Raw genomic sequence first — 12,900 nt, 5'->3', positions numbered from 1 at the left:
GACAACCAGAGGAATGACATGCCCGCCTTAAACGACGAACGCCCCGACCCCGACGCTCTGCTGGCTCGCGTCCAACAAGAAGAACAGGCCGCCTTGCGCGGCAAATTGCGTATCTACTTTGGCTCCAATGCCGGTGTGGGCAAGACCTGCGCGATGCTTGCAGCGGCGCGCCGCGAAGCCGGCCTGGGCCGCGACGTGCTGGCCGGCGTGGTGGAAACCCATGGCCGCCAGGACACCGCCGAGTTGCTCCACGACCTCGAACAACTGCCCCGCGCCCAGCACCTGCACCGTGAATTCGCCCTGAGCGAATTTGACCTCGACGCCGCGCTGCTACGCCATCCGGCCATCGTGCTGGTGGACGAACTGGCCCACAGCAATGTGCCCGGCTCGCGTCACCCCAAACGCTGGCAAGACGTGGAAGAACTGCTCAGCGCCGGCATTGATGTCTGGACCACGCTCAATGTCCAGCACCTGGAAAGCCTGAATGACCTGGTCAGCGGGATCATCGGCATCCGCGTGCGCGAAACGGTGCCGGACCATGTGTTCGACAACGCTCACGAAGTGGTGGTGATCGACCTGCCGCCCGACGATCTACTGCAACGCCTCAAGGACGGCAAGGTGTACCTGGGCCCGGCGGCGGCGCGTGCGTCACGGCATTTTTTCCGCAAGGGCAACCTGCTGGCGCTGCGTGAGCTGGCCCTGCGACGCACGGCCGACCGGGTCGACACGCAGATGCGCGTGTACCGCCGCGAACAATCGATCAAGACCCTGTGGCCGGCCCGCGAACGGCTGTTGGTCGGCGTAGCCGGTGAAGCCGGCGATGAACGCCTGGTGCGTGAAGCCGCGCGCCTGGCGCAAAAACTGGAAGCCGACTGGATTGTGGTCCACGTCGCCTCGGCCCAAGGGCGCGGCGCCAGGCGTTACTTGAACGCGATGAAAACCCTGGCCCTGGCCGAAGAATTCGGTGCCGATACGGCCACACTGCCGGGCATGGACGTTGCCCAAGCCCTGGTGGACTGTGCCCGCGAGCACAACGCCAATCGCCTGATGCTCGGCCATCATCCGCGCCGTCGGTGGCGGTTCTGGCATCAGTCGGTCAGTGACCGGATCAGCCGCCACCATCCGCAAATCGATCAGATCGTGATTGCCCACGGCCTACTACCGGGCAAACCCGCCGCGCGCGAAAAAACCGTGCCATTGCCCGGCACTCGACTGGCCTACGTCTGGACCAGCCTGGCCTGTCTGGCCACCAGCGCCGTCGCCGCCCTGCTGCTGCAGGTGTTCGACCTGGCCAACGTGGTGATGCTGTTTTTGCTCACGGTGGTGCTGGTCGCGCTGCGCTTTGGACGCGGCCCCGGCGTGTGGGCGGCGATGCTCGCGGTGCTGTGTTTCGACTTCTTTTTCGTCCTGCCGCGCTATTCATTCGCCGTTACCGATACTCAGTATTTCTTCACCTTTGCGTTGATGCTCGGCATTGCCCTGATCACCGGCCAACTCACCGCGCGCCTGCGCCACGAAGCACGCACCGCCGCCGCACGGGAACGCCGCGCAACCTCCCTGGCGCGCCTGGCCCGCGACCTGTCGGCGGCGCTGACGGTGGAGCAAATCAGTGAAGTCGCACTGCGCACCTTCAGTGGCGTCTTTGAAGCACGGGTCGGCCTGGCCCTGCCGGATCCCGCCGATGGCGTACACGGCGTGAGCGCCGATGGGCTGCCGATCGACGACAGCATCGCGCAATGGACCTACGACCACGGCCAACCCGCCGGCCATGGCACCGACACCCTGTCGGCGGCCAAGGGCTGCTACTTGCCGCTCAAGGCACCGATGCGCGTGCGCGGTGTGCTGGTGCTGGAACTGGCCCAGCGCGAACGCTTGAACGACCCGCAGGAACGCCGCCTGCTGGAAGCCTGCATGAGCCAGTTGGCGATTGCCCTGGAGCGCGTACATTTCGTCGAAGTGGCGCAAAGCACCCTGGTGCAGATGGAAGGCGAGAAAATGCGCAACACCCTGCTCGCAGCGATTTCCCACGATCTGCGCACGCCATTGACCACCCTGATCGGCGCTGCCGAGACCGCCCTGCCCCATGCCTCGCCAGGACCACTGAGCGAGTTGCTGCAGGGCATCCACGAACAGGCTACGTCCATGCAGCGGCTGATCGAAAACCTGTTGGACATGGCGCGCCTGCAAGAGCGCGGGGTGCGCCTGAACCGCCAATGGCATTCGTTGGAAGAAATCGTCGGCAGCGCCCTGCGCCAATTGCGCGAGCCCCTGGCGCAACACCGCGTACACACAGCGCTCGACGCGCAGTTGCCGCTGGTGGAAGTCGACGCGCTGCTGATCGAGCGGGTACTGGTCAACCTGCTGGACAACGCCGCCAAATACACCCCGCCAGGCACCAGCATTTGCGTGGCCGCCAGCCAGGCCGGCGAGCACATTGTGCTGCAGGTCAGCGACACCGGCCCCGGTCACGCACCGGCCAACCTGTTTGAACCCTTCACCTGCGGCCAGCAGGAATCATCCGTGGCCGGTATCGGCCTGGGCCTGGCGCTGGTCAAGCGCATCGTCGAGGCCCACGGCGGGCGTATCCAAGCCAACCCTGGCCGCACGGGCGGTATGCATTTCACCATCACACTACCGGCAGGCACCCCGCCGGCCATGGAAACCTTATGAGCACTGCACGCATTCTGATCGTTGAAGACGAGGCCAATATCCGCCGCTTTGTGCGTATTGCCCTACAAGATGAAGGCTTCCAGGTATTCGAGGCCGACAGCGTCAAGCGTGCGCTGATTCATGCCGCCAGCCGTCAGCCGGACCTGGTGATTGTCGACCTCGGCTTGCCGGACAGCGATGGCAAGCAACTGATCAGCGAACTGCGCGGCTGGCTGGCGGTGCCGATCCTGGTGCTGTCGGCGCGAGACCGTGAAGAAGAAAAAGTCGCCGCCCTGGACGCAGGTGCCGATGACTACCTGACCAAGCCGTTTGGCGTGCCCGAGTTGCTCGCACGCATCCGCGCCCAACTGCGCCGGCATGGGCACACCGGCACCGTAGTGGCGACCAGTAAGGTGGCGTTTGGCGAGATTGCCGTCGACCTGGCAACCCATCAAGTGTGGCGCTCAGGTCAACCGGTGCACTTGACGCCCATCGAGTACCGCTTGCTCTGCGCGATGATTCGCGGCCAGAACCGGGTACTGACGCACCGGCAACTGCTGCTGGAAGTGTGGGGCCTGGATTACGTCGACCGCGCCCATTATCTACGGGTGCATATGGCGCACTTGCGGCAAAAACTGGAGGTGGACCCCACGCAGCCGCAGTACTTCATTACCGAATTGCAGGTGGGTTACCGGCTGGTGGGTTTGTAGAACCATAAATCCCAGGCACAAAAAAAAGCCCGCTCAATGAGCGGGCTTTGCGTGGTGACCTGGCGTTCAGCGTTCCAGGTTACCGAATATGGCGCAGCGGACGGGACTCGAACCCGCGACCCCCGGCGTGACAGGCCGGTATTCTAACCGACTGAACTACCGCTGCGCGTAGCATTGGACGTAATGGTGGGTGATGACGGGATCGAACCGCCGACCCTCTGCTTGTAAGGCAGATGCTCTCCCAGCTGAGCTAATCACCCTTTACGTTCGGTGCGGGGCGCATCATATACGAAAATTTCGCAATGTGTTGATTTAAATGCAATTTATTTGAAATATCTTTTCGCCGGCAGCGTACCCCCTGGAAAACCGGCGCTTGTAGCGGGTAAACGCGAGTCCATTGCGTTTACCCAGCCCTGGGCCCACAATTAGAAACTATTCTCAATAACACCTGGGCCACGCCTATGTCTGTGGGTGAACCGCCATTCCAAAGGGAAATAACCCAGCTCTACAGCGAACATCATGGCTGGCTACTCACCTGGCTGCGGCGCAAGCTGGGCTGCCGGCAAAACGCTGCCGACCTGGCGCAGGACACATTCACGCGCCTCCTCAACACCCGTGAATCCGTGGCGACGATCCGCGAACCCAGGGCCTACTTGAGCACCACCGCGCGGCGGCTGATCATCGACCAGGCCCGGCGCAAACAGATTGAACAGGCCTATCTGCAAGAACTGGCGCTGACGGTGGACGCGCTTGAGGGGTTCCAGTCGCCGGAGCAGATCAACACGACCCTTGAAGCCCTGGAACAGATCGCGTTTATTCTCGAAGGCATGCATGAGTATTCGCGCCAGGCCTTTGTCCTCTATTACCTCGAAGAACTGACCCAACAGCAGATCGCCCGGCAACTCAAGCTCTCGGAGCGCACGGTACGCAAATATCTGATCCAGGCCCTGGTGCATTGCGGCCATAGTATGGACACCTGAGCCCCCCATGCCCGACGCCCAACAGATCGAAGAACAAGCCGCCGAGTGGATGCTGCGTCTGCATGAAGGTGAGCTGAGCCAAGCCCAGCGCCTGGCGTTCGAGCGTTGGAAACAACAAGGCCCGCACTACGCCGCAGCCGCCGCACGCATGGAAGCGGTGATTGCGCGGATGCAGGCATTGCGCGGGGAAAAGTCCCCGGCACGGGCGGCGCTGAATGCGGCGTTCGCCAATAAGCCATCGCGCCGCAGCAAAAGCGCAGTGCGCAGCCTGTTGCTGGCATGCAGCCTGGCGGTACCGGCGGCAGCGCTGCTGGTCAGTCCGTATCCGCAGCGCTGGATGGCCGATGTGCAAAACGGCCCCGGCCAGTGGCAGACCCTGCGCCTGGCCGACGGCTCGGCATTGAGCCTCAATGGCATCAGTGCGGCCAACCTGCATTTCGACGCCACGCAACGGCGCATCGAACTGCTGCAAGGCGAAATCCTGGTGGAAGTGGCCCACGATCAGGCACGACCGTTTATCGTACAGACCGCCCAAGGCAGCATGCGCGCGCTGGGCACGCGGTTTGTGGTCAAGCGCGAAGGCGATAGCACCGTGCTGAGCATGCTCGAATCGCGCGTGGCAGCCCACAGCGCCGATGCGCGGCAGAGACTGGAAGTCGCCGCTGGCTCCCAGGCCCTGATCAGTACCAACAGCGTCCGCCTGACCGGTAGCATTGACCCAGCGGGCATCAATGAAGCCTGGCGCCGCCATCAACTGGTGGTGGAAAACCGGCCATTGCCCGAGGTGCTGGATGAAATCGCCCGGCATCGCGCGGGCCGCCTGCAGTTTGACCGTGCCGCCTTGCAAAGCCTGCGGGTGTCGGCCGTGATCCCTCTGGACGACAGCGACCATGCCCTGCAACTGCTGGCGCAAACCCTACCGATAACGGTGCAAACCTATACCCCTTGGCTGGTCATCGTGAACCCGGCCAACACCGCCAATAAATAATTATTCGCATTTGCTTCCGGTTTTTACGCAGCTGCCCGTCAAGCAAGGTAATTCGACACCTAAAGGATTGCCTTCACCATGCACACCCCTTCCTACCCGCGTGGGCGCTTTGGCCTGCTCAGAAGCGCACCGTTTTCCCTGGCAATGCTCGCCGCCACCGTTGGCGCCTTGCACATCAACCTGGCCCAGGCGGATACGCCAAGCACTGCCGCCCAGGCTTACAACATTCCCGCCGGGCCACTGGGCAATTCGCTCAACCGCTTTGCCCAGCAGGCGGGCGTGGCGATTGTGTTCCAGTCCCGGGAACTGGAAGGCCTCAAGGGCCCGGGTTTGCAAGGCAACTACGGCATCCAGGATGGTTTCGACCGGTTGCTGCAAGGCAGCGGCTACATCGCGGTAAAGGGCAACCAAGTATATGCACTGCAACCCACGCCCGCTGCCAGCGACGGCACCATGGAGCTGGGCCCGACCCAGGTCACCGGCAATCAGTTGGGTAACGTCACTGAAGACAGCGGCTCGTACACGCCCGGCAGCATCGCCACCGCCACGCGCCTGGTGCTGACCCCCAAGGAAACCCCGCAGTCCGTCAGCGTTGTTACGCGCCAGCACATGGATGACTTCGGCCTGAACAACGTCGACGACGTGATGCGCCACACCCCGGGCATCACCGTGTCGGCCTTCGACAGCGAACGCAGCAACTACTACGCCCGTGGTTTTTCGATCAATAACTTCCAGTACGACGGCATTCCTTCGACGGCGCGCAACGTTGCCTATTCGGCGGGCAACACCCTCAGCGACATGGCGATCTATGACCGTGTCGAAGTGCTCAAGGGCGCCACCGGCCTGCTCACCGGCGCCGGCTCCCTGGGCGCGACGATCAACCTGGTGCGCAAGAAGCCCACCGCTGACTTCCAGGGGCACGCCACCCTCGGCGCCGGTTCCTGGGACAACTATCGCAGCGAACTGGACGTCAGCGGCCCGCTGACCGAGAGCGGCAATGTGCGCGGCCGGGCGGTCGCCGCCTACCAGGACAAGCATTCGTTCATGGACCACTACTCGCGCAAGAGCCCGACGTACTACGGCATCATGGAGTTCGACCTGTCACCGGATACCCTGCTGACCGTCGGCGGCGATTACCAGGACACGTTGCCCAAGGGCTCTTCCTGGTCAGGCAGCTTCCCGCTGATCAACTCCAAGGGCGAGCGCAACAAGGTCAAGCGCTCGTTCAACAACGCCGCCGAATGGAGCAGTTGGGAGCAATACACCCGCACCGTGTTCGCCATGCTCGAACATGACCTGGGTGACGGCTGGGTGACCAAGCTGCAACTGGACCACAAGATCAACGGTTACCACGCGCTGATGGGCTCGATCCAGGGCGACCAGCCACAGCCGGACGGCACCGCACAGTTGACCTCGGGCAAATACACCGGGGAAACGGTCAGCGATTCCGCCGACCTGTACGTCAGTGGCCCGTTCAGCCTGGGCGGCCGCGAACATGAACTGGTGCTGGGCGGATCCATCAGCGCCTCGCAGTGGAAAGGTAAAGGCTATTGGAACCTCAGCCCCAACATCGTCGACTTCAATCACTGGCATGGCCACGCGACCCTCCCGGACTGGGGTAACGCCCAATCCCTGACCGACGACACCGTGCGCCAGACCGGCGCCTATGTGACCACGCGCCTGAATCTGGCCGATGACCTGAAGCTGCTGCTCGGCGGTCGGGTGGTCAATTACCAGGTCACCGGCTACAACCCCAACTATCGTGAATCCGGGCGCTTCGTGCCGTATGTCGGTGCTGTCTACGACCTGAACGACACCTACTCGGTGTATGCCAGCTATACCGATATCTTCATGCCCCAGGAAAACTACAACCGCGACCGCGATAACAAGCTGCTTGAGCCCGATGAAGGCCAGAACTGGGAATTGGGGGTGAAAGCCGACTTCCTCGACGGCCGGGTAAACGCCAGCGCGGCGTACTTTGAAATCCACGAGTCCAATCGTGCGCTGTCCGATGATGAGTACAACAACCAGACGCCAATCCCGTCCAACTACGCCTATAAAAGCAGCAAGGCGGTGACCAAGGGCTACGAAGTGGAAATGTCCGGCGAGATTGCCCCTGGCTGGCAATTGCAAGCGGGCTATACCCACAAGATCGTGCGCGATGACAAAGACTTGAAGATTTCCACGTTCGAGCCAGAAGACCAGGTCAAGCTGTACACCACCTACAAACTCAAGGGCGACCTCGACAAATTGACCGTCGGCGGCGGCGTGCGCTGGCAGAGCGTGGGCTGGCAGGATATCTACAACAACCCACATGGCGGGTATGAGGAGTTCTCCCAGGAAGCCTACTGGCTGGTTGACCTGATGACCCGCTACCAGGTCACCAAGAACCTCTCGGCGACGCTGAACGTCAATAACATCTTCGACAAGTCCTACTACACCAATATCGGCTTCTATAACTCTGCCGCCTACGGTGAACCGCGCAACTTCATGGTCACCACGCGCTGGGATTTTTAAGCGCCCAATAAAAAACGCCCCCGGTCATCGGCAATGACCGGGGGCGTTTTTTTAACGCAATCCCTGTAGGAGCGAGCTTGCTCGCGAAAATCTCCAACGATAACGCGAGCATCCTGAATAAACACAGCGCCCTCAGGTTCTTCGCGAGCAAGCTCGCTCCTACAAAAGCAGAAAGGTAAACCCCAGACAGCAAAAAGCCCGCTCAATGAGCGGGCTTCTTGTGGTGACCTGGCGTTCAGTGTTCCAGGTTACCGAATATGGCGCAGCGGACGGGACTCGAACCCGCGACCCCCGGCGTGACAGGCCGGTATTCTAACCGACTGAACTACCGCTGCGCGTAACACATGAAGCGAATGGTGGGTGATGACGGGATCGAACCGCCGACCCTCTGCTTGTAAGGCAGATGCTCTCCCAGCTGAGCTAATCACCCTTCGTTTCGGTGTGGCGCGCATTCTACGGAGCGACCATAAGTCTGGCAAGCACTTTCTTAAATCTTTTTTTTCAGCCCTTCCAATGGCTTAGGCAGGGTTGGCCTCAGGCCTTATCAAGAGAATAATGCCCCACTTTGTATAAAGGAGAGACTCACCCCATGTGGTTCAAGAACCTGCTTATCTATCGCCTGACCCAAGATCTGCCTGTTGATGCCGAGGCGTTGGAAACTGCAATGGCCACCAAACCGGCGCGCCCTTGTGCAAGCCAGGAGTTGACCACTTACGGTTTCGTCGCGCCTTTTGGTAAAGGTGAAGACGCGCCCCTGGTGCACGTCAGCGGTGACTTCCTGCTGATCGCTGCGCGCAAGGAAGAACGTATCCTGCCGGGCAGCGTGGTGCGTGATGCAGTAAAGGAAAAGGTCGAAGAGATCGAAGCCGAGCAAATGCGCAAGGTCTACAAAAAGGAACGGGATCAGATCAAGGATGAAATCATCCAGGCCTTCCTGCCACGCGCCTTTATCCGTCGTTCGTCGACCTTTGCTGCCATCGCGCCTAAACAGGGCCTGATCCTGGTGAACTCGGCCAGCCCCAAGCGCGCCGAAGACCTGCTGTCGACCCTGCGGGAAGTGATCGGCACCCTGCCGGTACGTCCGCTGACCGTAAAAACCGCGCCAACCGCCATCATGACCGACTGGGTCACCACCCAGAAGCCAGCCGATGACTTCTTCGTCCTCGACGAATGCGAACTGCGCGACACCCACGAAGACGGCGGCATCGTGCGCTGCAAGCGCCAGGACCTGACCGGCGAAGAAATCCAACTGCACCTGAGCACCGGCAAAGTCGTGACCCAGCTGTCCCTGGCCTGGCAGGACAAGCTGTCGTTCATGCTCGATGACAAAATGACCGTCAAGCGCCTGAAGTTCGAAGACCTGCTGCAAGACCAGGCCGAACAGGACGGCGGCGACGAAGCCTTGGGCCAACTGGATGCCAGCTTCACCCTGATGATGCTGACCTTTGGCGACTTCCTGCCGGCGTTGGTCGAAGCATTGGGCGGTGAAGAGACCCCGCAAGGTATCTAAGCGGGCACGGTCAATGTGGGAGCTGGCTTGCCTGCGAAAGCGGCAGGTCAGTTGTAAAGTTGTCGGCTGATCCACCGCCATCGCAGGCAAGCCTGCTCCTACAGTTGATTGGGTTACCACTCCCAGCACTCTAATAATAAGGACATCACCATGCGCGCACTCGCCGCCTTGAGCCGTTTCGTCGGCAATACCTTCGCCTACTGGGTGCTGATCTTTGCCGTGGTCGCGTTCCTTCAGCCCAGCTGGTTTATCGGCCTGAAAAGCGCCATTGTGCCGCTGCTGGGCCTGGTGATGTTTGGCATGGGCCTGACCCTCAAAGTTGAAGATTTCGCCGAGGTGTCGCGACATCCATGGCGGGTGGCCCTGGGCGTGGTCGCGCAATTTGTGATCATGCCCAGCGTGGCCTGGCTGCTGTGCCAGACCTTCAACTTGCCAGCGGAAATCGCTGTCGGCGTTATTCTGGTTGGCTGCTGTCCTAGCGGCACCTCTTCCAACGTCATGACTTGGCTGGGCCGTGGCGACTTGGCGCTGTCAGTGGCCATCTCTTCGATCACCACCCTCCTCGCCCCTCTGCTGACGCCGATGCTGATTTGGCTGCTGGCTTCGGCATGGCTACCGGTGTCGTTCATGGAGCTGTTCTGGTCGATCCTGCAAATGGTGTTGCTGCCTATCGTGCTGGGTGTATTGGCGCAACGTCTGCTGGGTGAGCGCGTGCGGCATGCCATCGAGGTGTTGCCGCTGATCTCAGTGGTCAGCATCGTGATTATCGTCGCGGCCGTGGTCGCGGCGAGCCAGGCGAAGATTGCCGAATCGGGCCTGCTGATCATGGCGGTGGTGATGCTGCACAACAGCTTCGGCTACTTGCTCGGTTACTTCACCGCCCGCGTGTTCAAGCTGCCGCTGGCTCAACGCAAGTCCCTGGCGCTGGAAGTAGGCATGCAGAACTCGGGGCTGGGGGCCGCACTGGCCAGTGCGCACTTCTCACCGCTGGCGGCGGTGCCCAGTGCGCTGTTCAGTGTCTGGCACAATATTTCCGGGGCGTTGTTGTCGACGTATTTCCGCCGGATGAGCGAGAAGGAAGATCGCAAGGCCCTCGCCGAAACTTGATCGGGTCCTGGCTTTTCGGCACTCTACCAACCTTCGCGGGGACGACCCCGCGACGCGTTGAGCATTCAATCCGGGGACGACCCCACTTCTAAAAGGAAGGTCTTTATGTCCTGGGTCATTCTGTTTTTCGCCGGACTGTTTGAAGTTGGCTGGGCCGTCGGCCTGAAATACACCGACGGTTTCAGCAAGCCGCTACCCACCGCCCTGACGATTGCGGCCATGGCCGTCAGCCTCGGCCTGCTGGGGCTGGCCATGAAGGAATTACCGCTGGGTACCGCCTATGCCATCTGGACTGGGGTCGGTGCAGTGGGCACGGTGATTGCCGGGATTATCCTGTTTGGGGAGTCCATGGCGCTGTTCCGGCTGGCCAGCGTAGCGCTGATCATTGCCGGGCTGATTGGTCTCAAGATCAGCGCCTGATGCTGTTGTAGGAGCCGGCTTGCCGGCGATGAGGCCCTTGAATCCCGTAATGGATTTGCGGACGCCATCGCCGGCAAGCCGGACTCCTACAGGGTCGTGCCACGCAATGCCAGCACTTGTTCCTGCAAGGCTTCTGGCGTCGCCTGCTCCACCGTCAACGGCGGCCCCGCCACCAACGTTACCCGCGACCAGATCCGGTGAAAGATGCCCTTGTTCGGATCGCGGCTGAAAAAGCTCCCCCACAACCCCTGCAACGCCATGGGAATCACCGGCACCGGGGTTTCCTCGAGTATCCGCGTCACCCCACTCTTGAACTCGTTCATCTCACCGTCGGCGGTCAATTTGCCTTCCGGGAAGATGCATACCAACTCGCCGTCCTTCAGGTATTGGCTGATACGCTGGAAGGCCTTTTCGTAGATCTCCAGGTCTTCATGGCGCCCGGCAATCGGAATCGTCCCTGCCGTGCGGAAGATAAAGTTAAGCACCGGCAAACGGTAGATCTTGTAATACATCACAAAGCGAATCGGGCGACGCACCGCGCCACCAATCAGCAATGCATCGACAAACGACACATGGTTGCACACCAGCAACGCCGCGCCTTCGTCCGGGATGTGTTGCAGGTCGCGATGCTCCACGCGGTACATGGAGTGGCCGAGCAGCCAGATCATGAAGCGCATGGTGAACTCGGGCACGATCCTGAAGATGTAGGTGTTGACCGCGATATTAAGCAGCGACACCACCAGAAACAGCTCAGGGATCGACAGCTTGGCCACGCTCAACAGCACGATGGTGACAATCGCCGAGACCACCATGAACAGCGCATTGAGAATGTTGTTGGCGGCAATCACCCGCGCCCGTTCGTTTTCAGCCGTGCGTGACTGGATCAAGGCATACAGCGGCACGATGTAGAAACCGCCAAACACCCCCAGGCCAAGGATATCGATCAACACCCACCAGGCCTGGCTGTAACTCAACACCGTCAGCCAGTCATTGGCCTGGACGTTTTGAGGGAAGCCGCCGGAATGCCACCACAGCAACAGGCCAAACACCGTCAAGCCGAACGATCCGAAGGGCACCAGGCCGATTTCCACCTTCCGCCCGGAAAGTTTCTCGCAGAGCATCGAGCCCAACGCGATACCGACCGAGAACACCGTGAGGATCAAAGTGACGACAGTCTCATCGCCATACAGCCACTCTTTGGCGTAGGCCGGGATTTGCGTGAGGTAGATCGCCCCGACAAACCAGAACCACGAGTTGCCGACAATCGAGCGCGACACGGCCGGCGTTTGTCCCAGGCCCAGGCGCAAGGTGGCCCAGGATTGGCTGAAGATATTCCAGTCCAGGCGCATCTCTGGACTGGACGCCGCTGCGCGTGGGATACCCCGGCTGGCCAGGTAGCCCAGGACCGCAATCACCACAATCGCGGTGGAGACCACAGGCGCGTAGTCGGTAGAGGACATCATGACCCCGGCCCCGATGGTCCCGGCGAGAATGGCCAGGAACGTGCCCATTTCCACCAGGCCGTTACCGCCGACCAATTCCTCTTCGTGCAAGGCTTGCGGCATGATCGAGTACTTCACCGGGCCAAACAGCGCTGAATGGGTGCCCATGGCAAACAGCGCCAGCAGCATCAGTTCCAGGTGGTTGGTCATAAAGCCCACGGCGCCGACGGCCATGATCACGATCTCGCCGATCTTGATCGCGCGGATCAACGCATCCTTGTTGAATTTCTCGCCAAACTGCCCGGCCAGGGCCGAGAACAGGAAGAACGGCAGGATAAACAACAAGGCGCAGAGGTTGACCCAGATCGAGCGGTCGCCCTCGATGGCCAGCTTGTAGAGAATGGCGAGGATCAACGACTGCTTGAAGATATTGTCGTTGAACGCGCCCAGGGACTGGGTGATGAAGAACGGCAGAAAGCGCCGTTTGCGCAGCAAGGTGAATTGCGAGGGGTGACTCATCGTCCGTGTTCCTGCGTGGCCTGAAGGCTTTATTGATTTTTCAGGCCACGACTTTACC

Annotated in this window: 9 protein-coding genes and 4 tRNA genes; 8 read left to right on the top strand and 5 right to left on the bottom strand. The window is 61.0% G+C overall.

Annotated elements, in window-relative coordinates:
- The first annotated feature begins 18 nt into the window (after positions 1-18).
- Positions 19-2,670, top strand: coding sequence for a DUF4118 domain-containing protein (locus tag JTY93_RS08355; RefSeq protein WP_205475547.1), 2,652 nt, complete (start codon positions 19-21; stop codon positions 2,668-2,670).
- Positions 2,667-3,359 (top strand): response regulator, encoded by a 693-nt coding sequence (locus JTY93_RS08350; RefSeq protein WP_169994225.1) that lies wholly within the window; start codon positions 2,667-2,669, stop codon positions 3,357-3,359. Before JTY93_RS08355 ends, JTY93_RS08350 begins: the two co-directional genes overlap by 4 nt.
- Before the next feature lie 89 nt (positions 3,360-3,448).
- On the opposite strand, the gene JTY93_RS08345 is transcribed toward JTY93_RS08350, so the two are convergent.
- Both JTY93_RS08345 and JTY93_RS08340 read right to left on the bottom strand, forming a co-directional pair.
- Positions 3,449-3,525: transfer RNA gene (locus tag JTY93_RS08345), tRNA-Asp, on the bottom strand.
- Between the two features lie 18 nt (positions 3,526-3,543).
- A tRNA-Val gene (locus tag JTY93_RS08340) sits at positions 3,544-3,619 on the bottom strand.
- A 201-nt stretch (positions 3,620-3,820) separates the two neighbouring features.
- On the opposite strand from JTY93_RS08340, the gene JTY93_RS08335 reads away from it, so the two are divergent.
- The 3 genes from JTY93_RS08335 (at position 3,821) to JTY93_RS08325 (ending at position 7,844) form a co-directional block, all read left to right on the top strand.
- Positions 3,821-4,339 carry a sigma-70 family RNA polymerase sigma factor gene (locus JTY93_RS08335; protein WP_205475548.1) on the top strand — a complete coding sequence of 173 codons (519 nt, stop codon included), beginning with the start codon at positions 3,821-3,823 and terminating at the stop codon, positions 4,337-4,339.
- A gap of 7 nt (positions 4,340-4,346) precedes the next feature.
- The gene (locus JTY93_RS08330; protein ID WP_205475549.1) at positions 4,347-5,327 is read left to right on the top strand and encodes a FecR family protein; all 981 of its coding nucleotides are present in this window, start codon (positions 4,347-4,349) and stop codon (positions 5,325-5,327) included.
- A 78-nt stretch (positions 5,328-5,405) separates the two neighbouring features.
- Positions 5,406-7,844 (top strand): TonB-dependent siderophore receptor, encoded by a 2,439-nt coding sequence (locus JTY93_RS08325; RefSeq protein ID WP_205475550.1) that lies wholly within the window; start codon positions 5,406-5,408, stop codon positions 7,842-7,844.
- Between the two features lie 258 nt (positions 7,845-8,102).
- On the opposite strand, the gene JTY93_RS08320 is transcribed toward JTY93_RS08325, so the two are convergent.
- Both JTY93_RS08320 and JTY93_RS08315 read right to left on the bottom strand, forming a co-directional pair.
- Positions 8,103-8,179 (bottom strand) — tRNA-Asp (locus JTY93_RS08320).
- A gap of 19 nt (positions 8,180-8,198) precedes the next feature.
- Positions 8,199-8,274 (bottom strand) — tRNA-Val (locus tag JTY93_RS08315).
- Positions 8,275-8,433: 159 nt separating this feature from the next.
- On the opposite strand from JTY93_RS08315, the gene rdgC reads away from it, so the two are divergent.
- The 3 genes from rdgC (at position 8,434) to sugE (ending at position 10,881) form a co-directional block, all read left to right on the top strand.
- Positions 8,434-9,354, top strand: coding sequence for a recombination-associated protein RdgC (gene rdgC / locus JTY93_RS08310; RefSeq protein WP_169994239.1), 921 nt, complete (start codon positions 8,434-8,436; stop codon positions 9,352-9,354).
- 150 nt (positions 9,355-9,504) lie between these two features.
- Entirely contained in the window at positions 9,505-10,461 is a 957-nt protein-coding gene (locus tag JTY93_RS08305) for a bile acid:sodium symporter family protein (RefSeq protein WP_169994242.1), read from the top strand.
- 105 nt (positions 10,462-10,566) lie between these two features.
- Positions 10,567-10,881: a quaternary ammonium compound efflux SMR transporter SugE gene (sugE, locus tag JTY93_RS08300; protein ID WP_065943540.1), complete on the top strand. Its 315-nt coding sequence runs from the start codon at positions 10,567-10,569 to the stop codon at positions 10,879-10,881.
- Positions 10,882-10,967: 86 nt separating this feature from the next.
- Here sugE and JTY93_RS08295 read toward each other — a convergent pair whose 3' ends face one another.
- Positions 10,968-12,842 (bottom strand): MFS transporter, encoded by a 1,875-nt coding sequence (locus JTY93_RS08295; RefSeq protein WP_205475551.1) that lies wholly within the window; start codon positions 12,840-12,842, stop codon positions 10,968-10,970.
- Between the last annotated feature and the right edge of the window lie 58 nt (positions 12,843-12,900).

Origin of the sequence: Pseudomonas hygromyciniae, from assembly GCF_016925675.1 — a bacterium.
In the GTDB taxonomy this organism is placed as follows: Bacteria; Pseudomonadota; Gammaproteobacteria; order Pseudomonadales; family Pseudomonadaceae; genus Aquipseudomonas; species Aquipseudomonas hygromyciniae.
This window is presented reverse-complemented; position numbering and strand designations above follow the sequence as displayed.

Excerpts from the sequence above, each read along its gene's own strand:
- JTY93_RS08355 (WP_205475547.1), top strand. The coding sequence starts at position 19 with ATGCCCGCCTTAAACGACGAACGCCCCGACCCCGACGCTCTGCTGGCT.
- JTY93_RS08295 (WP_205475551.1), bottom strand. The coding sequence starts at position 12,842 with ATGAGTCACCCCTCGCAATTCACCTTGCTGCGCAAACGGCGCTTTCTG.
- sugE (WP_065943540.1), top strand. The coding sequence starts at position 10,567 with ATGTCCTGGGTCATTCTGTTTTTCGCCGGACTGTTTGAAGTTGGCTGG.
- JTY93_RS08335 (WP_205475548.1), top strand. The coding sequence starts at position 3,821 with ATGTCTGTGGGTGAACCGCCATTCCAAAGGGAAATAACCCAGCTCTAC.
- JTY93_RS08350 (WP_169994225.1), top strand. The coding sequence starts at position 2,667 with ATGAGCACTGCACGCATTCTGATCGTTGAAGACGAGGCCAATATCCGC.
- rdgC (WP_169994239.1), top strand. The coding sequence starts at position 8,434 with ATGTGGTTCAAGAACCTGCTTATCTATCGCCTGACCCAAGATCTGCCT.
- JTY93_RS08330 (WP_205475549.1), top strand. The coding sequence starts at position 4,347 with ATGCCCGACGCCCAACAGATCGAAGAACAAGCCGCCGAGTGGATGCTG.
- JTY93_RS08305 (WP_169994242.1), top strand. The coding sequence starts at position 9,505 with ATGCGCGCACTCGCCGCCTTGAGCCGTTTCGTCGGCAATACCTTCGCC.
- JTY93_RS08325 (WP_205475550.1), top strand. The coding sequence starts at position 5,406 with ATGCACACCCCTTCCTACCCGCGTGGGCGCTTTGGCCTGCTCAGAAGC.